Here is a 20956-nt window from a genome sequence, read left to right on the forward strand (position 1 = left end):
GCGTGCTCGGCGCCCCCTCCGGCGCGATCCGCCCTGCTTTCGCGACGCAGGACATGCGGACGCACCACATGCGCACACAGGGCGTGAGTAGGCTCGGTGAGGATGACTGAGACGCCGCCGCCACCCGCACCGATCGCCGCACCTGCCCTCGCCCTTGCGGGGCTCGTGAAGCGCTTCGACGACAAGGTCGCGGTCGCCGGCGTCGACCTCCTCGTCCCGCAGGGCTCCTTCTACGGCCTCGTCGGGCCGAACGGGGCCGGCAAGACCACGACCCTGTCGATGGCCACCGGGCTGCTGCGACCCGACGCGGGTACCGCGTGGGTGCACGGCGTCGATGTGTGGGCCGATCCTGTCGCCGCGAAGGCGATGATCGGCAACCTCGCCGACGGCGTGCGGCTCTTCGACCGGCTCACCGGCGAGCAGCTCATCACCTACACGGCGATGATGTTCTCGGTGCCGCGCGAGCAGATCGCGCCGCGCGTGGCAGACCTCCTCGACCTGATGGACCTCCGCGACGCGGCGGGCGTCATCGTCGCCGACTACTCGGCCGGCATGACCAAGAAGGTCGCGCTCGCGTGCGCTCTCGTGCACGCGCCGCGCCTGCTCGTGCTCGACGAGCCGTTCGAGTCGGTCGACCCTGTCTCGGCGGCCAACATCGAAGACGTGCTGCGCTCGTACACCGCCACCGGCGGCACCGTCATCGTCTCGAGCCACTCGATGGACCTCGTTCAGCGCATGTGCGACCACGTCGCCGTGATCGCCGCGGGCCGCGTGCTCGCCGCGGGAACGGTCGATCAGGTGCGCGGCGCCCAGTCGCTGCAAGACCGCTTCGTCGAACTCGTCGGCGGCCGGCACACGAGCGAGGGACCGCAGTGGTTGCGACAGTCCTGAAGCTCCGCTACCGCATTCTCGGCAACACCCTCGCACGCCGTCCCTGGCAGCTCGTCGGCTTCTGCTTCGGCATCCTCTGGGCCCTCAGCATCCTCGCCCTCGTGATCTCGGTGCTCATCGGGGTCTCGCGTCTCGACGACCTCGAGCCTGTGCGCGCGGTGGCGATCCTCGGCGGCTCGGCACTGCTACTCGGCTGGATCGTGGGGCCGTTGCTGATCGCGGGGATCGACACGACGGTGGATGCCACGAAGCTCGCGACCTTCCCGTTCACGACCCGTCAGGTGATGGCGATCCTCACCGCGACGGGCCTCACCGGAATCCCCGGCATCGCGACCTCGATCGCCGCGCTCGCGACACTCGTGCTGTGGGTGCGCTCGCCGCTCGCCGTCGTGGTCGCGGTGCCCTGCATCGCCCTGGCCGTGCTCACGTGCGTGGTCGCGACGCGCCTGGGATCCGCCCTCAGCACGGGTCTCGGCGGCAACCGGCGCGGCCGCGAGCTCGTCGGCACGATCGTGCTCGTCGTCATCATCTTCGCCGGTCCGCTCGCCACCGGAGCCTTGGCCGCCCTGTCGAACGCGGGCGACATCGGCGCGCAGTTCGGGCGCACCGCCGACGTGCTCGGGTGGACGCCGTTCGGCGCCGCGTGGGCCGTGCCCGGCGACGTCGCCGCCGGTTCGTACGGCACGGCGGTGCTGAAGTTCGTCATCGCTGTCGCGACCCTCGCCGTGCTCTGGGCCGCGTGGCGCTGGTCGCTCGAACGGGCGACGGTCTCGCCCCCGCGGCAGGCGACCCGGGCGGTGCGACCCGGGCGACTCGGCCTTTTCGGCGTCATGCCGACCGGCGGCGTCGGCGCCACGTGGGCGCGTTCGCTCACCGGGTGGCTGCGCGACCCGCGCTATCTGCGGCAGCTGGTCGTGGCGCCGCTCTTCCCGATCCTGTTCGCCTTCACCGGGGGAGTGGACGGCTTTATGTTCGCGGCCTCGCCCGTGATGGTGGCGTTCGTGCTGTGCATCGCCGGTTACAGCGACATCTCCTACGACGGCACGGCGTTCGCGTCGGTGCTCTCGAGCGGCATCCGCGGCCGGCACGACCGGTGGGGCCGCATTCTCGGCGCGGCATGCGTCGGCGTGCCGCTCACCGTCGTGATCGCGGTGATCACCGCCGTCATCGGCGGCCACGTGTCGACGCTCGCCGCGACCCTCGGCGCGGCGCTCGGGCTGCTCCTGGTCGGGTACGGAGTGACGGCCGTGTCGTCGGCGCTCATCGTGACGCCTGTGGCCGCGCCCGGCGACAGCCCGTTCAAGACGGTGCCGGGTCAGACCTTCGTGAGCGGGCTGCTCGTGTTCGTCGTGCTCGCCGCGTGCGGTGTGCTCGCCGCGCCGGCCCTCATCGTCGGCGGCATCGGAATGGTCGGCCGCGACCCGGCGGTGGGACTCGTCGCGCTCGCCGTCGGCCTCGTCGTGGGCGCGGGCGTGATCGTGGTGGGCGTGCTCGTCGGCGGCCGCACCCTCGAGCGCACCGGCCCGGACCTGCTGCAGCGGATCAAGGCCTTCCCGACGACCTGAGCTTCTAGACGACCTGATTTTTCCGACGACCTGATTTTGCGACGAGGGGAGGAGACCCATGACCGACGTGCTGATCCTCGGCGGGACGGGATGGCTGGGTGGCCGCGTCGCGACGGCGTGGCTGGATGCCGGGGCATCCGTCACCTGCCTCGCCCGCGGCGGGCGCGACGCGCCGTACGGCGCTCGGCTCGTGCGCGCCGACCGCACCGCGCCCGGCGCGTACGACGAGGTCCGCACGCGCGACTGGGACGAGGTCGTCGACGTCTCGTCGCGCGCGGCGCACGTCGCGGCGGCCGCCGACGCGCTGCGTGAGACCGCCCGCCACTTGACCTACGTGTCGAGTGTGTCGGTGTACGCCCGCGACGACGAGCCCGGCGCTGATGAGCATGCCGCGCTCGCCGACCCGGTCGACCCGGCAGACCCCGGCGCCGATGGCGACTACGCGGGCCAGAAGTCTGCGGCAGAAGACGCCGTTCGTGCGGCGTTCGGCCACCGCGGCGCGATCGTGCGCCCGGGGCTCATCGTCGGCCCCGGTGACCCGACCGACCGGTTCGGCTACTGGCCCGCGCGGTTCGCGCTCGCGGGGGCCGAACCGGTGCTCGTGCCCGACGAACCGGATGCCCGGGTGCAGGTCATCGACGTCGACGACCTCGCGGCCTTCATCGTCGCGATCGGCCGCGCCGGGTTCACGGGAGTGGTCAACACGGTGGGCGATTCCGTGCCGCTCGGCGAGGTGCTGCGGCTCGCGCGGGAGGCATCCGGTCACACCGGCGACCTCGCCGTCGCATCGCCCGAGGCGCTGCAGGACCACGGTGTCGGCTACTGGGCCGGCCCCCGGTCGCTGCCGCTGTGGCTCCCGGCCGAGGCGACGGGGTTCGCGACGCGGTCGAACGCGACCTACCGCCTGCTCGGCGGCGCGCTGCGTCCGCTTGACGAGACGATCGCGCGCACCCTCGACGACGAACGCTCTCGGGGTCTCGACCGCGCGCGGGCGGCGGGGCTCACCCGCGGCGAAGAGATCGAGCTGATCGCCGCGTTGCGCGTGTGAGCGCCCGGATTTGCCTCTCGCCCCGCACGCGCGCTATCGTCACCGCATGCTCGTGGCCGACCTGAACACCGTGTCGACGGTGTTCCGCGCGCCCCGACGCCTCGACCTCCGCGGCCGCCGACTGTAGGCGACCCCGCATGCTCCCCGTCGCCGGGTCGAGCAGTGGGTGTCGCCGTCTCCGGCCCCGATCCCACAGACAATAAGGTTGAGAAATGACCTATTCGGTCGCCGTCTCCGGCGCCTCCGGCTATGCGGGTGGCGAGATCCTGCGCCTGCTCGCCTCGCACCCCGATATCGAGATCACCACCGTCACCGCGCACAGCAACGCGGGCGACCCGCTCGCGGCGCACCAGCCGCACCTGCGTTCGCTCGCGCACCTGACGCTCGCGCCGACGACGCCCGAGGTGCTCGCCGGCCACGACATCGTCTTCCTCGCGCTGCCGCACGGACAGTCGGGGCAGTACACCGACGCGCTCGCGGCCACGCCGCTCGTGATCGACGCGGGCGCCGACCATCGGTTGACGTCGGCGGATGCCTGGGCGCAGTTCTACGGCGGCGACTTCCACGATCCGTGGGCGTACGGCGTGCCCGAACTGCCCGTCGCGGGCGGAAAGCAGCGCGCGAACCTCGTCGGCGCGAGCCGCATCGCCGCGCCCGGGTGCAACGCGTCGACCGTGAGCCTGAGCCTCGCCCCCGGGGTCTCGGCCGGGGTCATCGACCCCTCCGACATCGTGAGCGTGCTGGCCGTCGGTCCCTCGGGGGCCGGCAAGAGCCTGAAGACCAACCTGCTGGCATCCGAGATCCTCGGTTCGGCGAACCCCTATGCCGTCGGCGGCACGCACCGGCACATCCCAGAGATCCGGCAGGCCCTGCTGGGCGCCGGCGCGTCGGGCGAGGTGCGCATCTCGTTCACGCCTGTGATCGTGCCGATGGCGCGGGGCATCCTCGCGACCTCGTCGGCGCCGATCGCGAGCGGCGTGACCGACGCCGAGATCAGGGATGCCTGGGAGTCGGCGTACGGCGACGAAACCTTCGTGCAACTGCTGCCCGAGGGCCAGTTCCCGCGCACCGCCGACGTGCTGGGCGCGAACACGGCGCTCGTGGGCCTCGCGATCGACCGCGCCGCGAACCGCGTCGTCGTGGTGACCGCGGTCGACAACCTCGTCAAGGGCACCGCGGGTGCCGCCATCCAGTCGATGAACATCGCCCTCGGTCTTCCCGAGACCACGGGCCTGACCGTGAACGGAGTGGCACCGTGAGCGTCACCGCAGCAGCAGGGTTCGAGGCGGCGGGTGTCGCCGTCGGACTGAAATCGACCGGCAAGCCCGACGTCGCCGTCGTCGTCAACCGCGGGCCGCTGAAGGCCGGTGCCGCCGTCTTCACGAGCAACCGGGCCAAGGCCAACCCGATCCTCTGGTCGCAGCAGGCGATCGCCGACGGCACGGTCGAGGCCGTGGTGCTGAACTCGGGCGGCGCGAACTGCTTCACCGGCGCCTTCGGTTTTCAGACCACCCACCAGACCGCCGAGCGGGCAGCCGAGCTTCTCGCCGTGAGTCCGGGTGACGTGCTCGTGTGCTCGACGGGGCTCATCGGCTCGGGGGATGAGACCTTCCGTGCGAAGGTGCTCGCCGGCACCGAGGCGGCGCTCGCCGAGCTCAGCCCCGACGGCGGCATCGCCGCGTCGGAGGCCATCATGACGACCGACTCGCACGCGAAGCGCGCCGTCGTCACGCGGGACGGGTGGACGATCGGCGGCATGGCGAAGGGCGCCGGCATGCTCGCGCCGGGCCTGGCGACGATGCTCGTCGTCGTCACCACCGACGCGGTCCTCGATGCGAAGGAGCTCGACACCGCGCTCCGCCGCGCGACGGCGGTCACGTTCGACCGACTCGATTCCGACGGCTGCATGTCGACGAACGACCAGGTGACCCTGCTCGCGAGCGGCGCGAGCGGCATCCGCCCCGACCTCGACGAGTTCGCCCTCGCGCTCACCGAGCTGTGCGCCGACCTCGCCCAGCAGCTGCAGGGCGATGCGGAGGGCGCGAGCCACGACATCGCGATCCAGGTCGTGCACGCCGCATCGGTCGACGACGCGGTCGAGGTGGGGCGATCGGTCGCCCGCAACAACCTCTTCAAAGCCGCGATCTTCGGCAACGATCCGAACTGGGGGCGGGTGCTCGCCGCGATCGGCACCACCCAGGCATCCTTCGACCCCTACGCCGTCGACGTCAGCTTCAACGGCGTGCGCCTGTGCAGCGCGGGCGCACCCGACCGCCCCCGCGACGAGGTCGACCTCACCCCGCGGCCGACCCTCGTCGTCATCGACCTGAAGGCGGGCGATGCCGAGGCCACGATCCTCACGAACGACCTGACGCACGACTACGTGCACGAGAACAGCGCCTACAGCTCATGAGCGACACGGCCGCCGAGAACGTCCAGCTGACGACCCCTGAGCAGGCCGCCGAGAAGGCGGCCGTGCTCATCGAGTCACTGCCCTGGCTGGCGCGCTTTCGCGATCAGATCATCGTCATCAAATACGGCGGCAACGCGATGGTGTCCGAAGAGCTGCAGGATGCCTTCGCGCAAGACATCGCGTACCTGCGGTTCGTGGGCGTCAAACCCGTCGTCGTGCACGGCGGCGGTCCGCAGATCTCGCAGATGCTCGACCGGCTGTCGATCCCGAGCGAGTTCAAGGGCGGCTACCGGGTCACCTCGACCGAGGCGATGAGCGTCGTGCGCATGGTGCTCACCGGGCAGGTGAACCCGCAACTGGTCGCGCGCATCAACGCCTACGGGCCGTTCGCCGCGGGCCTCTCGGGCGAAGACGCGGGCCTGTTCCGCGGCCGCCGCCGCGGTGTCGTGATCGACGGCACCGAGCACGACCTCGGCGCCGTCGGCGATGTCGTCGGGGTCGATCCGCAGCCGGTGCTCGATCAGCTCGCCGCCGGGCGCATTCCAGTGGTCTCGTCGATCGCTCCCGACCACGACAACCCGGGGCACTCGCTGAACGTGAACGCCGATGCCGCGGCATCCGCGCTCGCCACGGCACTCGGCGCCTCGAAGCTCGTCGTGCTCACCGATGTCGCGGGGCTCTACGCCGACTGGCCGAACCGCGATTCGCTCGTGTCGCACCTGACGGCGGCCGAACTGCGCGAGATGCTGCCGCGGCTCGAATCGGGGATGATCCCCAAGATGCAGGCCTGCCTCGACGCCGTCGACGGCGGCGTCGACACGGCCGCCATCATCGACGGACGCCAGCCCCATTCGGTGCTGGTCGAGATCTTCACGGAACAGGGAATCGGAACAGAGGTGGTGGCGCAGTGACCAGCGCAGACACGCAGAGCGTGAGCGAGACCGCGGCGGTCTCGCCGTGGCAGGACGACGCCGCGCGGGATCTCACCCGCAACGTCGGCGACCGCATGGCACTCTTCGTGCGCGGCGAGGGCGCCTACCTGTGGGATGCCGAGGGGCGACGCTACCTCGACTTCCTCGCGGGCATCGCGGTCGTCTCGCTCGGGCACGCCCACCCGGTGTTCGTCGAGGCGGTGTCGCGGCAGGCGGCCACGCTCGCGCACGTCTCGAACTACTTCGCGACGCCCTCCCAGCTCGCCCTCGCGGCGACGCTGAAGCGCCTCGCCGGCACGGGCCCTTCCGGTCGCGTCTACTTCGGCAACTCGGGCGCCGAGGCGAACGAGGCCGCGTTCAAGCTCGCCCGGCTGCACGGCCGCAGTGCCGACGGCACCGTGGTGCGCCCGCGCATCCTCGCCCTCAAAGACGCGTTCCACGGCCGCACGATGGGCACCCTCGCCCTCACCGGCAAGCCGTACATGCAAGAGCCGTTCCTGCCGATGACGCCGGGCGTCGAATTCCTCGACTCGACGATCGAGGCCCTCGAAGAGGCGATGGATGACCGGGTCGCGGCGCTGTTCGTCGAGCCCATCAAGGGCGAGGCGGGGGTCGTGGCGCTGCCCGAGGGGTACCTCGAGGCGGCACGCGAGATCACGGCGCGGCACGGGGCGCTGCTGATCGTCGACGAGATCCAGACCGGCGCCGGCCGCACCGGCGCCTGGTTCGGCTTTCAGCACGCCGGCATCACGCCCGATGCGATCACGGTCGCGAAGGGCATCGGCAGCGGGTTCCCGATCGGGGCGCTCATCACCTTCGGCGCCGCCGGCGACCTGTTCTACCCCGGCACCCACGGCTCGACGTTCGGCGGCAACGCGCTCGGCACCGCCGTGGCATCCGCCGTCCTCGGCGAGATCGAACGCGCCGACCTGCTGACGAACGCCACCGTGCAGGGCGACCGTGTCCGTGCCGCCATCGCGGCGATCGACTCGCCGCTCGTCGCGGGCACACGCGGCCAGGGGCTGCTGATCGGCGTGGCGCTCCACGAGCCCGTCGCCGGCGCCGTCGTCGCCGCGGCCCAGCAGCACGGCCTGATCGTCAACGCCGCCAACGACCGCACCATCCGCCTCGCGCCGCCGCTCGTGATCGGCGACGTCGAGGTCGACGAGTTCGCCGACCTGTTCTCCCGCGCGCTCGGGGCCGTGCACGATGCGCTGCTGCCCGACGACACCGACCCATCGGAGGTATCCGCATGACCCGTCACCTGCTCCGCGACGACGACCTGAGCCCGGCCGAGCAGGCCGAGATCCTCGATCTCGCCGTCTCGCTGAAGAAGGACCGCTGGAAGCTGAAGCCCCTCGAAGGTCCGCAGACCGTCGCGGTGATCTTCGACAAGAGCTCGACCCGCACGCGGGTGTCGTTCGCGGTCGGCATCGCCGACCTCGGCGGCTCGCCCCTCATCATCTCGACGGCCAACAGCCAGCTCGGCGGCAAAGAGACCCCCTCCGACACCGCGCGCGTGCTCGAGCGCCAGGTCGCGGCGATCGTCTGGCGCACCTACGCGCAGGCGGGCCTCGAAGAGATGGCGCGGGGCACCACGGTGCCGGTGGTCAACGCCTTGAGCGACGATTTCCACCCCTGCCAGTTGCTCGCAGACCTCCTCACCATCCGCGAGCACAAGGGAGAGCTGAAGGGGCTCACCCTCACGTTCTTCGGCGACGGACTGTCCAACATGGGGCATTCGTACGTGCTCGCGGGTGTCACGGCGGGCATGCACGTGCGTGTGGCATCCCCGGCGGCGTACGCGCCGCGCGCCGACGTCGTCGCCGACGCCGAGCGCATCGCGGCGGAGACGGGCGGATCGGTGACTCTCTACACCGACCCGAACGAGGCCGCGGTCGGCTCCGACGTCATCGTCACCGACACCTGGGTGTCGATGGGCAAAGAGGAAGAGAAGGCGGCACGCCTGCGCGACCTCGGCCCCTACAAGGTGACGACCGAGACGATGGGCCTCGCGGCATCCGACGCCATCTTCATCCACTGCCTGCCCGCCGACCGCGGCTATGAAGTGGATGCCGAGGTCATCGACGGCCCGCAGTCGGTCGTCTGGGACGAGGCCGAGAACCGTCTGCACGCCCAGAAGGCGCTGCTGGTCTGGTTGCTGCGCCAGCAGTGAGACCTGTCGGGGTCGCCGCCCTGAACGCGCCGTCGCGCGTGCGGGGCGTCGACCTCGCCCGCGGGCTGGCGGTGCTCGGCATGCTGGCCGCGCACCTGCTCGTGATCGAGCGGTTCGACCCGACCCGCCCGGGCACCTGGGTCGATGTCGTCAACGGTCGCTCGTCGATCCTCTTCGCGACCCTCGCGGGGGTGTCGATCGCGCTGCTCAGTGCCGAGCCCGGGTCGTCGGGCACCCGTCCCCAGCGGGGCCGCGCGCTCTCGCTCACCCGGCGGCGGCTGATCGTGCGTGCGGTGCTGATCTGGCTGCTCGGGGTGGCGCTCGTCGCGACCGGCGTGCCGGTGTACGTGATTCTTCCCGCCTACGCCCTGCTGTTCCTGTTGGGGGCTGCCCTGCTCACGCTGCGCGCGCAGACGCTCTGGATCGTCGCGGCCTCCCTCGCCGTGCTCATGCCGTGGGTGCTGCCCGTGCTCGATGCCGTGCCGGTATGGCAGGCGGGCGAGGCGTGGAACCTCACGGCGCTCGTCGGCTGGCACTACCCGTTTCCGCTGTGGGCGGCGTTCCTCGTGGCGGGCATGGCGGCCGGTCGCAGCGATCTGCGGGTGGCGCACACCGACCTCGTGCTCGTGCTGGCGGGTCTGTCGGCCGTCGTCGCGGCGGCCGTGGGCGCGTCGATCACGGCGCACACCCTGTCTGCCGTTCCCGACGGCGGTGCGTTCGGCGGCTATCTGCAGACGGTGCTGACGGATGCCGCGCACTCGGGCGGTCTCTGGGAGGTCGTGGGATCGGGCGGGGGAGCGCTCGCCGTCATCGGCGCGTGCGTGCTGGTGTGCCGCTTGCGCGTGTCGGCGGTCCTCCTGCCGCTCCGGACCGTCGGATCGATGCCGCTCACCGCCTATGTGGGGCAGCTCGTGGCATGGGCGATCGGGGCCGCGGTGGTGCTCGGCGACACCGGCGACCTCGCCGGCTTCCGTGCGCTGCAGCCCTTCTGGCCGTTCGTTCTCGCCACCCTCGTCGGCTGCACGGTGTGGGCCCTCATCTGGGGTCGCGGTCCGCTCGAGCGCATGATCGCTGTGATCACGCGGCGGCTCGTGCCCCGCTGACCCTCGGTAGGCTGTGCGGGTGACTGACTCCACCGCGCACGGCACGAATGAAGGCGCCCTGTGGGGCGCGCGTTTCGCCTCGGGCCCGTCGCCCGAACTCGCCGCCCTGAGCCGCTCGACCCACTTCGACTGGGTGCTCGCGCCCTACGACCTCGCTGGTTCGCACGCGCACGCCGCCGCCCTCGCCGCTGCCGGTTATCTGACGGCCGACGAAGAGGAGCGCATGCACGCGGGGCTCGATGCTCTCGCCGCCGCCGTCGCCGACGGATCGCTGGTCGCCGCCGACTCCGACGAAGACGTGCACGGCGCCCTCGAGGCCGCGCTCATCGCCCAGGTCGGGGCCGAGCTCGGCGGCAAGCTCCGCGCGGGCCGCAGCCGGAACGATCAGATCGCCACGCTCGTGCGCCTGTACCTGCTCGACCACGCGCGTGTGATCGCGCGCGACGTCTTGCGGCTGATCGACGCGATCGTCTCGCAGGCCGAGGCGCACCCGTCGGCGATCATGCCCGGTCGCACCCACCTGCAGCACGCGCAGCCGATCCTGCTCGCCCACCACCTGCAGGCGCACGCGTGGCCGCTCGTGCGCGACCTCGAGCGCCTGCGCGACTGGTCGGTGCGGGCATCCGTCTCGCCCTACGGCGGCGGCGCGCTCGCCGGCGCGACGCTCGGCCTCGACCCGCAGCTGGTCGCCGAGCGGCTGGGGCTGTCGCGACCCGCCGAGAACTCGCTCGACGCCACCAGTGCCCGCGACGTGGTCGCCGAGTTCGCGTTCGTCGCGGCGATGATCGCCGTCGACCTCTCGCGCTTCGCCGAAGACGTGATCATCTGGAACACGCGCGAGTTCGGTTTCGTCACCCTCGACGACGGGTACTCCACGGGCTCGAGCATCATGCCGCAGAAGAAGAACCCCGACATCGCCGAGCTGGCGCGTGGCAAGGCCGGCCGCCTCATCGGCAACCTGTCGGGGCTGCTGGCGACGCTGAAGGCCCTGCCTCTCGCCTACAACCGCGACCTGCAAGAAGACAAAGAGCCGGTCTTCGATTCGATCGCAACGCTCGAGGTCGTGCTGCCGGCGTTCGCGGGAATGGTGGCGACGCTCCGCTTCGACACTGAGCGCATGGCCGCGCTCGCGCCGGCGGGCTTCTCGCTCGCCACGGATGTCGCGGAGTGGCTCGTCACGCAGGGCGTGCCGTTCCGCGACGCGCACGAGATCTCGGGATCGCTCGTGCGGGCGTGCGAGCAGCGCGGAATCGGGCTCGAAGACGCGGACGACGAGCTGCTGGCATCGGTGTCGCCGCTGCTCACGCCCGCGGTGCGCGGGGTGCTCTCGATCGAGGGCTCGGTCGCGAGTCGCACCGGGGCGGGCGGAACGGCGGGCGTGCGCGTCGCCGAGCAGCGCGCCGAGCTCATCGCGCGCGCCCAGCACGCCGCGACATCGATCTTCGGCTGATAGCGTCGAATAAATAACCCGCAGACTTCTTGATCGTCAGATATAAGCGATAGTCTGACGTCATGGTCATCGCCGTCATCGCCGACATCGTCGGGTCTCGCACTCTCGCCAACCGCGCCGCGGCGCAGCGCGACCTCGAAAGCGCCCTCGAGCGGGCGTCGCTCGCGATGCCCGAGCACGCTCGCACCGCAGACCCTTTGCGTGCCGTCGTCGGCGACGAGCTGCAGGGCACCTTTCCATCGCTGCGGATCGCACTCGCCGCGACGACGCTGCAGCGGCTCGCTCTCCCTCCCGGCGTCGACCTGCGCTTCGGTCTCGGCATCGGGCCGGCCGAAGAGATCCCCTCGGCAGCCGGGGCGCTCGCCGAAGGGCCGGCGTGGTGGGCGGCCCGGGCCGCCGTCGAACGGGTCGAAGAGCTCGCCGCGCGAGAGGTGCCGCAGGCCCGCACGTGGGTCGCGGCGGCTCCCGAAGAACGCGCGGCGACCGAGCTCGTGCGCATCGCGAATGCGGGCGCCCTCGCGCGCGATCGCCTCATCGGGCGCTGGAGCGACCGTGTGCGCCGGCTCGTCTACGGCCGCATCACCGGCGCGACGCAGGCCGAACTCGCCGATGCGGAGGGGATCAGCCAGTCGGCCGTCTCGCAGACCCTGTCGGCGGCGGGGGCGACGGCGATCATCGCCGGGTTCGAGGAGCTCGTCGCACCGGGCTGAACCCGGCTGAGCCCGCTCACCAGAGCGCGAGTGGCACGATCGCCGACACGGCGCACGCCCACAGCAGGCTCGTGAGGGTCCCCACGATGAAGCGCTCGCGCGCGGCGGGAGTGGCGAGCTCGGTGAAGCGCCCGACGCCCTTCACCGCGACGATCACCGCGATGACCGCGGGAAACCCCGCCACGATGCCGAGGGCCGCCGCCAGCCGCTCGACGTAACCGATCGTCGTGCCGCCGCGGAGGATCTCTTCCTGCCGGGGAGTGGCGGGCGGCTCGCTCATGAGTTCGACGAGGATGCCTCCGCGCGGCCCGTCGACGATGCGACCGCCGTCGGCGACGGCGAGCACCCATCGCACGACCGGGTTTCCGCCGAACGCGGCGAGAGCGACGGCCAGAAGAGCGAGCACCGCGACGTAGAGCGGCGGGATGTTCCACGGCAGTACGGCGACCACGACGACGCACAGCACGACGAGCCCGCTCGCGACGAGCAGCGGCACGGCTCGCGGGCGCCGCAGCGACACGGTCACGAGCACGAGCGCCGCGCACAGGGCGAGGAAGAGGAAGATCGCGACGAGCGTCGTCACGAGCAGATCGGCAGCGGCATCCACGTCGTCAGTCTGGCACGCACGCAGGGCACGGTACCCTGGGCGGGTGTCTGAAACCGTCTCCGCGAACGCTCCGGCCGCGCCCCTGCGGGCGCTGACGCCCGCCAACGACCCGACGTTCGAGAACGTCTGGGACGAGATCGTCTGGCGCGGCCTCGTGCACGTGTCCACCGACCAAGAGGCTCTGCGCGAGCTGCTGTCGGGCGACCCGATCACGTACTACTGCGGATTCGACCCGACCGCCCCGAGCCTGCACCTGGGCAACCTGGTGCAGCTGCTCACGATGCGCCGGCTGCAGCTGGCCGGTCACCGGCCGCTGGGTCTCGTGGGCGGATCGACGGGCCTCATCGGCGACCCGCGCCCGACCGCCGAGCGCACCCTCAACACGAAAGACACCGTCGCCGAGTGGGTGGGGTACCTGCGTTCGCAGGTCGAACGGTTCCTCAGCTTCGAGGGCGAGAACGCCGCCCGCATGGTGAACAACCTCGACTGGACGGCTCCGCTGTCGGCGATCGACTTCCTGCGTGACATCGGCAAGTACTACCGCGTCGGCACGATGCTGAAGAAAGACGCCGTGTCGGCACGCCTCAACTCCGAGGCCGGCATCAGCTACACCGAGTTCAGCTACCAGATCCTGCAGGGCATGGACTTCCTCGAGCTCCACCGGCAGTACGGGTGCGTGCTGCAGACCGGCGGATCGGACCAGTGGGGCAACCTCACGAGCGGTGTCGACCTCATCCACCGCGTCGAAGGCGTCGGGGTGCATGCGATCGGCACACCGCTGATCACCAACAGCGACGGCACGAAGTTCGGCAAGAGCGAGGGCAACGCGATCTGGCTCGATGCCGCGATGTGCAGCCCGTACCGCATGTACCAGTTCTGGCTGTCGACGACCGACGCCGACGTCGTCGACCGTCTCAAGGTGTTCACCTTCCTCACGCGCGCCGAGATCGACCAGTACGCGGCGCTCGTCGAGTCCGAGCCGTTCCGTCGCGCCGCGCAGAAGCGTCTGGCGCGCGAGGTCACGGCGTTCGTGCACGGTGAGGATGCCGCGGATGCCGTCATCGCGGCATCCGAGGCCCTCTTCGGCGCGGGCGATCTGACGACGCTCGATGCGGCGACGCTGCGGAGCGCCCTGGAGGAGCTTCCGCACGCCGAGGTCGCGGCGGGCACGCCGGTGGTGCAGGCGCTCGTCGACACGGGTCTCGTCGCGAGTCTCTCCGAGGCGCGACGCGCGATCGCCCAGGGCGGCGTCTCGCTCGATGGAGCCAAGGTCGAGGGTGAAGACGCGGTCGTGACCGGCGCGTTGCCCGGTGGGGTGTCGGTGCTGCGCCGCGGCAAGAAGACCCTCGCGGGCCTCTTCGTCGGCTGACCGCGTGCCGTTCACCCCCTCGCACGCGGTCGTCGCGCTGCCGTTCGTACGCACGCCGCTCGTCCCCGCGGCGATCGCGATCGGGGCGATGACCCCCGATCTGCCGCTCTTCCTCCGTAGCACGCCGCTCACGTATCAGGCGACGCACACGAACGTGCTGCTGTCGACGGTGATCGCGCTGGGGCTCCTCGCCCTCTGGTACGCGGTGCTGCGGCCGGCGGTGCGCGAGCTCTCGCCCGACGCGCTGGCGCGGAGACTGCCGGCGGAGTGGGACGGCCCGCCCGCCTTCGGGCGCACCGGCGGGGGAGCGCGGACGCGTTCGCGCCTCGTCGTCGCGCTGCTCGTCGCGGTCTCTCTCCTTCTCGGCGTGCTCTCGCACATCGCGTGGGATGCCTTCACGCACGAGGACCGCTGGGGGTTGCGGCTGATCCCGGCGCTGACCGATCAATGGGGTCCGTTGCCTGGTTACAAGTGGCTGCAGCACGGCTCGAGCATCGTCGCCCTCGTGATCCTCGCGGTGTACGGTGCGCGCTGGCTCTCGCGGCGTGCGCCCGTGGCATCCGTCGCCCGCGTTCTGCCGCCCGGAGTGCGCCGCGCGTGGTGGGTGTCGCTCCCGATCGCCCTCGTCGTCGCGTGGCTGATCGGGCTCGCCGTCTACGGCCCGCTCACCGCATCGTGGACGGCGCAGCACCTCGCCTACCGTGTGCTGCCTCCCGCGTGCGCGGTGTGGGGTGTGCTGACTCTCGTGCTCTGCCTCGTCATCGTGCTGGTGCGCCGCCGCGGCGCCCGGGCGTGACGCCCGCGCGCACCGCGAGCGGTAATGTGAACGTGCACATCGAAGGCGAGGGCAGGGTGACGGCAGGCGAGGAACGCACGCGCACCGCGAGCATCCGCGACGTCGCGCGCGCTGCCGACGTCTCGTACCAGACCGTCTCGCGCGTGCTCAACGGCCACCCCTCGATCCGTCCCGCCACGAAGCAGCGGGTGCTCGACGCCATGGCCGAGCTCCGCTATCGGCCGAACCAGGCGGCGCGAGCGCTCGTCACGAGTCGCTCGCGCACGCTCGGCGTCGTCCTCGGCTCGCGCGGCGAGTACGGGCCGACCTCGAGCCTGGCCGCCCTCGAAGACGCCGCACGCGAACGCGGCTACTGGGTGACCTCCGCCTACCTGAGCGACACCCGTCCCGAGACGATCCGCGCCGCCGTCGAGCATCTGCGCCGCCAGTCGGTCGAGGGCATCATCGTGCACGCCCCGCAGGTGCGCGTGTTCGACGTTCTCGCCGAACTCGACGTCGACGTGCCCTATCTCGGACTGCACTCGGCCGAGCGCGGCATCGCCGAACTCGCCGACGACCAGGTGCACGGTGCGCGCATGGTCACCGAACACCTGATCTCGCTCGGTCACGTCGAGATCCTGCACGTCGCCGGCCCGCAGGACTGGATCGAGGCCGAGAGCCGCATGCGCGGTTATCTGCACGCACTCTCCGACGCCGATCTGCCCACCCGTCCGCCGATCCTCGGCGACTGGACGGGAGACTTCGGCTATCGCGCCGCGATCGAGTTGTCGAGGCGGCTCGACTTCACCGCCGTGTTCGCCGCGAACGATTCCATGGCGCTGGGGCTGCTGCACGGGTTCCGCGACGTGGGGGTCGACCTTCCCCGCCAGCTCAGCGTCGTCGGCTTCGATGACATCCCGCTCGCCCGCCACGGGTGGCCGCCGCTGACGACCGTGCACCAGAACTTCACGGGTCTCGGCGAGCGCGCGGTCCGCGCGCTGCTCGACGCGATCGGTGCACCGTCGACTGCCCCCGAGGCGGCGGAAGCGGCTCCGGAGGCATCCGATGTCGTGCCGCGCCTGGTCGTACGCGACTCATCGGCGCCTGCTCCGTCGCCCGGCCGCTGACCGTTCCATAACGGGCCGATAACAGCGCTTCGCGCCGATTGACACGGCGCCGTCGAAGGTGCACGATGATCAAGCAATGTGAACGGTCACATCTAGCGGTCCGATACCGGACGACAGCACACGACGAGGAGGTCGCGCACGATGACGGACGCAGTCCCGATCTTGGAGATGCGCTCCATCACCAAAGAGTTCCCGGGTGTCAAGGCGCTCAGCAACGTGTCGATCACGGTGGCTGCCGGCGAAGTGCACGCGATCTGCGGTGAGAACGGCGCCGGCAAGTCGACGCTCATGAAGGTGCTCTCGGGCGTCTACCCGTACGGCACGTACGACGGAGAGATCTGGTTCCGCGGCGAGGTCGTCGAGTTCAAAGACATCCGCGCGAGCGAGCAGGCTGGCATCGTGATCATCCACCAGGAGCTCGCGCTGATCCCCGAGCTGTCGATCACCGAGAACATCTTCCTCGGCAACGAGATCGAGCGCGGGGGAGTGATCGACTGGTCGCAGGCCCGACTGCGCGCCCTCGACCTGCTGGCCCGCGTCGGTCTGCGCGAAGATCCCGACACGCAGATCAAGCACCTCGGCGTCGGCAAGCAGCAGCTCGTCGAGATCGCGAAGGCGCTCTCGAAAGAGGTCAAGCTCCTCATCCTCGACGAGCCGACCGCGGCGCTGAACGAAGACGACTCGCAGCACCTGCTCGACCTCATCCTCTCGCTCAAGGGCAAGGGGATCACGTCGATCATCATCAGCCACAAGCTCAACGAGATCGAGCAGATCGCCGACGAGATCACGATCATCCGCGACGGCCGCACGATCGAGACGCTCGACGTGAACGCCGGCGGCGTCGACGAAGACCGCATCATCCGCGGCATGGTGGGCCGGTCGCTCGAGAGCCGGTTCCCCGACCGCACGCCGCACATCGGCGAGGTGTTCTTCGAGGTGCGCGACTGGTGGGTGCAGCACCCGCAGGTTCCCGAGCGGCTCGTCGCGAAGGGCTCGAACCTCGTCGTCCGTCGCGGCGAGATCGTCGGCCTCGCCGGGCTCATGGGCGCCGGGCGCACCGAGCTCGCGATGAGTGTCTTCGGCCGCTCCTACGGCAAGTACCTCTCGGGCACGCTCATCAAAGACGGCGAAGAGATCGTCTTGAAAGACGTGCAGTCGGCCATCGACCACGGTCTCGCCTACGTGAGCGAAGACCGCAAGGTTCTGGGGCTGAACCTGCTCGACACCATCAAGCGCTCGATCGTGTCGGCGAAGCTGTCGAAGGTCGCCCCGCGCGGCGTGATCGACGCCTACACCGAGAGCGATGTCGCCGATGATTACCGCAAGCGTCTTCGCATCAAGACGCCGTCGGTCGACGTGGGCGTCGCGAAGCTCTCCGGCGGCAACCAGCAGAAAGTCGTGCTGGCCAAGTGGATGTTCACCGATCCCGATCTGCTGATCCTCGACGAGCCCACGCGCGGCATCGACGTCGGGGCGAAGTACGAGATCTACACGATCATCCAGCAGCTCGCCGCGCAGGGGAAAGGCGTGATCCTCATCTCGAGCGAACTGCCCGAGCTCCTGGGCATCTCCGACCGCATCTACACGATCTTCGAGGGGCAGATCACCGATGATCTGCCGGTCTCGGAGGCGACCCCCGAGAACCTCATGCGCAGCATGACCTCCGTACGACAGAAAGCACAGCGATGACCACCGAGACGGTTCCCTCGAAAAGCAACGGCGGCATCGCCGACCTGAAGAAGATGTTCGGCGGCGGCACGTCGTCGCTGCGCCAATTCGGCATCCTGTTCTCGCTGATCGCGATCATCGTGGTGTTCCAGATCTGGACGAACGGCACGACGCTCTCGCCGCAGAACCTCATCAACGTCGTCAGCCAGCAGTCCTACATCCTGATCCTCGCGATCGGCATGGTGATGGTGATCATCCTCGGTCACATCGATCTGTCGGTGGGCTCGGTGGCCGCCTTCGTCGGCATCATCGTCGCGAAGTCGATGGATGACTGGCAGGTGCCCTGGCCCGTCGCGATCGGCATCGGCCTGGTGGTCGGCGCGCTCGTGGGCGCATGGCAGGGGTTCTGGGTCGCCTACGTCGGGGTTCCCGCGTTCATCGTGACCCTGGCCGGCATGCTGATCTTCCGCGGTGGCAACCAGTGGATCGGCCAGTCGACGACCACGCCGGTGCCGCCCGAGTACAGCTTCATCGGCTCCGGCTACCTGCCCGAGCTCCCCATCGCGGTGAACTTCAACGTGCTGACGATGCTGCTCGGCCTGATCGGTGTCGGCTGGGTGTTCTACAACGAGTACCGGCTGCGCCGTCAGCAGCAGCGCATCGGCGTCGAGCCCGCGCCGCTGTGGGTGTCGGGTGTGAAGGTCGTGCTGCTGTCGGCCGCGATCCTCTGGGCGGCCTGGCTGTTCGCCACCGGGCGCCCCGGCACGAGCTTCCCCATCTCGGGCGTGATCCTCCTCGTCCTCGTGGTGGTCTACTCGTTCATCACGAACCGCACCGTCTTCGGTCGGCACATCTACGCCGTCGGCGGCAACCGCATGGCCGCCGCGCTGTCGGGTGTCAAAGACCGTCGCGTCGACTTCCTCGTGATGATGAACATGTCGATCCTCGCCGCCGTCGCCGGCATGATCTACGTCGGTCGCGCCACGGCGTCGGGCCCGCAAGACGGCAACGGCTGGGAGCTGGATGCCATCGCCGCGGTCTTCATCGGCGGCGCCGCCGTCTCGGGCGGCATCGGCACGGTCATCGGATCGATCATCGGCGGTCTCGTGATGGCGTTCCTCAACAACGGCCTGCAACTGATCGGTGCGGGTGCCGACGCCATCTCGATCACGAAGGGTCTCGTGCTGCTGCTCGCCGTCGCGATCGACGTCATCAGCAAGCGTCGCGGCGGTCCGTCGATCATCGGCCTGTTCATGCGCAACTTCGGTGGCAAGGACTCCGGCGACAAGGACACGAAGGCCGCCCTCCCCGAAACCGTGCCCGCCGTCGCCCCGACGTCGGTCTCCAACGAGTCGAGCCTTCCGGCCGACCTTCCCCGGCAGTAGCCCTCGCGCGCTGCCACACCAAGAGATACCCACAACAGAAAGTGATGAATCAATGAAGAGAATCGCACTCGCGGCGGCGGCGGTTGCCGCCGTCACCGCTCTCGCCCTCACGGGATGCTCGAGCTCGGGTGGGCGCGGCGGCGACACCGGCGCCTCCGAGTCGGCCGCGGCCGGGTTCGCCTCCGACGCGACGATCGGCATCGCCCTGCCCGACAAGACCTCCGAGAACTGGGTGCTCGCGGGCAAGCTCTTCGAAGACGGCCTGAAGTCGGCCGGCTTCAAGGGCGACGTGCAGTACGCCCCGGCATCCAACACGGTCGCCGAGCAGCAGAACCAGATCTCGGCGATGATCACCAACGGTGCGAAGGTCATCGTGATCGGTGCCAAGGACGGCAAGCAGCTCGGTACGCAGCTTCAGCAGGCCGCGGATGCCGGTGTGAAGATCATCGCGTACGACCGGCTGATCGAGAACACGCCGAACGTCGACTACTACGTCGCGTTCGACAACTTCAAGGTCGGCGAGCTGCAGGGCCAGGCCCTGCTCGACGGGCTGGCGAAGCGCTCGGGCCACGCAGCGCCGTGGAACATCGAGCTCTTCTCGGGCTCACCCGACGACGCCAACTCGGCGGTGTTCTTCAACGGCGCGATGAAGGTGCTGCAGCCGAAGATCGACGACGGCACGCTCAAGGTGGTCTCGGGTCAGACCGACATCCAGCAGACGGCGACGCAGGGCTGGAAGGCCGAGAACGCGCAGAGTCGCATGGACTCGCTGCTGACGGCGAACTACACCTCCGCGACCATCGACGGCGTGCTCTCGCCGAACGACACCCTCGCCCGCGCCATCATCACCTCGGTGAAGGCGGCTGGTAAGGACATCTCGACCTTCACCGTCACCGGTCAGGACTCCGAGGTCGAGTCGGTGAAGTCGATCATGGCCGGTGAGCAGTACTCGACGATCAACAAGGACACCTCGCTCCTGGTCGAGCAGACCATCAAGATGATCGGTCAGCTGCAGAAGGGCGAAGAGGTCGACGTCAACGACACCGAGCAGTACGACAACGGCGTGAAGGTCGTTCCCGCGTACCTGCTCAAGCCGGTCATCGTCACCAAGGAGAACGCGGCTGAGGCGTATGCCAACAACCCGACCCTCCTCGACATCGTGAAGGCTGCCCAGTAAGCAGCGCCACACGACAGACGACGGCCCCCGCTCTTCGGAGCGGGGGCCGTCCTGCGCGACACGCCCGGGATGCAAGCCGGATTTGTCCGATCCCAGTGATCGCGGCAGGATATTACTTGTTCGCCCCACAGGGAAGAGCGAAACGGCCGAGAGGCCTCGCCCCCTCAAGTGGAGGACCACCCCATCTCGAACTTCTCGCTAGAGAAAACAAGACCTTCTGGTCTAGGATGGGATCCCGCTCATCGAAGTCTGTCGTTGAGAGCTGTCGCAGACGCGAGATCGTCGCGAACAGCTGATTTGACACAGTCGGGCGAGAGGGATAGGATAGTGAAGTTGCCCGGCGGGCTGGCGTAAAGCCGAAACGCTGAGCAAACGATCTAGCTTCGTGACAAGCGAGTCATCGCGTCTGACTTCGGTCGGAAACGCCGATTTGACAAGCGAAACACGAAGTGTAAGGTAGAGAAGTTGCCCTTCTGGGATGCCGTGAGGTGTTGTGGGGGGAGCGTCCGATCCTTGAGAACTCAACAGCGTGCACTTGTCAAATGCCAAATAACCTCGAT

18 protein-coding genes are annotated in these 20956 nt (G+C 69.8%); 17 read left to right on the forward strand and 1 reads right to left on the reverse strand.

Annotation, left to right across the window (positions count from 1 at the left end; all coding sequences use genetic code 11):
* Positions 1 to 102 precede the first annotated feature (102 nt).
* From G3N18_RS06455 to G3N18_RS06505, 11 genes are all read left to right on the forward strand, one after another.
* Positions 103 to 891 carry an ABC transporter ATP-binding protein gene (locus tag G3N18_RS06455; protein WP_196383494.1) on the forward strand — a complete coding sequence of 263 codons (789 nt, stop codon included), beginning with the start codon at positions 103 to 105 and terminating at the stop codon, positions 889 to 891.
* On the forward strand, positions 873 to 2456 hold the full coding sequence (locus G3N18_RS06460; protein ID WP_196383495.1) for a hypothetical protein: 1584 nt from the start codon (positions 873 to 875) through the stop codon (positions 2454 to 2456). The genes G3N18_RS06455 and G3N18_RS06460 overlap by 19 nt, the downstream gene beginning before the upstream one ends.
* Positions 2457 to 2514: 58 nt before the next feature.
* The gene (locus G3N18_RS06465; RefSeq protein ID WP_196383496.1) at positions 2515 to 3504 is read left to right on the forward strand and encodes an NAD-dependent epimerase/dehydratase family protein; all 990 of its coding nucleotides are present in this window, start codon (positions 2515 to 2517) and stop codon (positions 3502 to 3504) included.
* A gap of 212 nt (positions 3505 to 3716) precedes the next feature.
* Positions 3717 to 4763, forward strand: a complete 1047-nt coding sequence (gene argC, locus G3N18_RS06470) for an N-acetyl-gamma-glutamyl-phosphate reductase (protein ID WP_196383497.1) — start codon at positions 3717 to 3719, stop codon at positions 4761 to 4763.
* On the forward strand, positions 4760 to 5917 hold the full coding sequence (gene argJ, locus G3N18_RS06475) for a bifunctional glutamate N-acetyltransferase/amino-acid acetyltransferase ArgJ (RefSeq protein WP_196383498.1): 1158 nt from the start codon (positions 4760 to 4762) through the stop codon (positions 5915 to 5917). Before argC ends, argJ begins: the two co-directional genes overlap by 4 nt.
* A complete protein-coding gene (gene argB / locus G3N18_RS06480; RefSeq protein ID WP_196383499.1) occupies positions 5914 to 6828 on the forward strand; it encodes an acetylglutamate kinase in 915 nt (304 codons plus the stop codon). The genes argJ and argB overlap by 4 nt, the downstream gene beginning before the upstream one ends.
* On the forward strand, positions 6825 to 8105 hold the full coding sequence (locus tag G3N18_RS06485) for an acetylornithine transaminase (protein WP_206693021.1): 1281 nt from the start codon (positions 6825 to 6827) through the stop codon (positions 8103 to 8105). The genes argB and G3N18_RS06485 overlap by 4 nt, the downstream gene beginning before the upstream one ends.
* The gene (gene argF, locus G3N18_RS06490) at positions 8102 to 9025 is read left to right on the forward strand and encodes an ornithine carbamoyltransferase (protein ID WP_196383500.1); all 924 of its coding nucleotides are present in this window, start codon (positions 8102 to 8104) and stop codon (positions 9023 to 9025) included. Before G3N18_RS06485 ends, argF begins: the two co-directional genes overlap by 4 nt.
* Entirely contained in the window at positions 9022 to 10128 is a 1107-nt protein-coding gene (locus G3N18_RS06495; RefSeq protein WP_338038332.1) for a heparan-alpha-glucosaminide N-acetyltransferase domain-containing protein, read from the forward strand. The genes argF and G3N18_RS06495 overlap by 4 nt, the downstream gene beginning before the upstream one ends.
* 19 nt (positions 10129 to 10147) lie before the next feature.
* A complete protein-coding gene (argH, locus tag G3N18_RS06500) occupies positions 10148 to 11578 on the forward strand; it encodes an argininosuccinate lyase (protein WP_196383501.1) in 1431 nt (476 codons plus the stop codon).
* 62 nt (positions 11579 to 11640) lie between these two features.
* Positions 11641 to 12288, forward strand: coding sequence for a SatD family protein (locus G3N18_RS06505; RefSeq protein ID WP_196383502.1), 648 nt, complete (start codon positions 11641 to 11643; stop codon positions 12286 to 12288).
* 16 nt (positions 12289 to 12304) lie between these two features.
* On the opposite strand, the gene G3N18_RS06510 is transcribed toward G3N18_RS06505, so the two are convergent.
* On the reverse strand, positions 12305 to 12895 hold the full coding sequence (locus tag G3N18_RS06510; protein ID WP_196383503.1) for a hypothetical protein: 591 nt from the start codon (positions 12893 to 12895) through the stop codon (positions 12305 to 12307).
* Positions 12896 to 12938: 43 nt separating this feature from the next.
* On the opposite strand from G3N18_RS06510, the gene tyrS reads away from it, so the two are divergent.
* The 6 genes from tyrS (at position 12939) to G3N18_RS06540 (ending at position 20396) form a co-directional block, all read left to right on the forward strand.
* Positions 12939 to 14264, forward strand: a complete 1326-nt coding sequence (tyrS, locus tag G3N18_RS06515) for a tyrosine--tRNA ligase (RefSeq protein ID WP_196383504.1) — start codon at positions 12939 to 12941, stop codon at positions 14262 to 14264.
* Positions 14265 to 14268: 4 nt separating this feature from the next.
* Positions 14269 to 15060: a DUF4184 family protein gene (locus tag G3N18_RS06520; protein WP_196383505.1), complete on the forward strand. Its 792-nt coding sequence runs from the start codon at positions 14269 to 14271 to the stop codon at positions 15058 to 15060.
* A gap of 26 nt (positions 15061 to 15086) precedes the next feature.
* Positions 15087 to 16166: a substrate-binding domain-containing protein gene (locus G3N18_RS06525; protein WP_196383506.1), complete on the forward strand. Its 1080-nt coding sequence runs from the start codon at positions 15087 to 15089 to the stop codon at positions 16164 to 16166.
* A gap of 141 nt (positions 16167 to 16307) precedes the next feature.
* On the forward strand, positions 16308 to 17855 hold the full coding sequence (gene mmsA / locus G3N18_RS06530) for a multiple monosaccharide ABC transporter ATP-binding protein (RefSeq protein ID WP_196383507.1): 1548 nt from the start codon (positions 16308 to 16310) through the stop codon (positions 17853 to 17855).
* Positions 17852 to 19219: a multiple monosaccharide ABC transporter permease gene (mmsB, locus tag G3N18_RS06535; protein WP_196383508.1), complete on the forward strand. Its 1368-nt coding sequence runs from the start codon at positions 17852 to 17854 to the stop codon at positions 19217 to 19219. Before mmsA ends, mmsB begins: the two co-directional genes overlap by 4 nt.
* A gap of 52 nt (positions 19220 to 19271) precedes the next feature.
* Positions 19272 to 20396, forward strand: a complete 1125-nt coding sequence (locus tag G3N18_RS06540; protein ID WP_196383509.1) for a substrate-binding domain-containing protein — start codon at positions 19272 to 19274, stop codon at positions 20394 to 20396.
* The last annotated feature ends 560 nt before the right edge of the window (positions 20397 to 20956 follow it).

Origin of the sequence: Microbacterium paulum (assembly GCF_015707995.1) — a bacterium.
GTDB classification, from domain to species: domain Bacteria; phylum Actinomycetota; class Actinomycetes; order Actinomycetales; family Microbacteriaceae; genus Microbacterium; species Microbacterium paulum.

Coding starts and splice junctions, on each gene's coding strand:
- G3N18_RS06455 (WP_196383494.1), top strand. CDS start 103: ATGACTGAGACGCCGCCGCCACCCGCACCGATCGCCGCACCTGCCCTC.
- G3N18_RS06465 (WP_196383496.1), top strand. CDS start 2,515: ATGACCGACGTGCTGATCCTCGGCGGGACGGGATGGCTGGGTGGCCGC.
- argC (WP_196383497.1), top strand. CDS start 3,717: ATGACCTATTCGGTCGCCGTCTCCGGCGCCTCCGGCTATGCGGGTGGC.
- argB (WP_196383499.1), top strand. CDS start 5,914: ATGAGCGACACGGCCGCCGAGAACGTCCAGCTGACGACCCCTGAGCAG.
- argF (WP_196383500.1), top strand. CDS start 8,102: ATGACCCGTCACCTGCTCCGCGACGACGACCTGAGCCCGGCCGAGCAG.
- G3N18_RS06505 (WP_196383502.1), top strand. CDS start 11,641: ATGGTCATCGCCGTCATCGCCGACATCGTCGGGTCTCGCACTCTCGCC.
- mmsA (WP_196383507.1), top strand. CDS start 16,308: ATGACGGACGCAGTCCCGATCTTGGAGATGCGCTCCATCACCAAAGAG.
- mmsB (WP_196383508.1), top strand. CDS start 17,852: ATGACCACCGAGACGGTTCCCTCGAAAAGCAACGGCGGCATCGCCGAC.
- G3N18_RS06540 (WP_196383509.1), top strand. CDS start 19,272: ATGAAGAGAATCGCACTCGCGGCGGCGGCGGTTGCCGCCGTCACCGCT.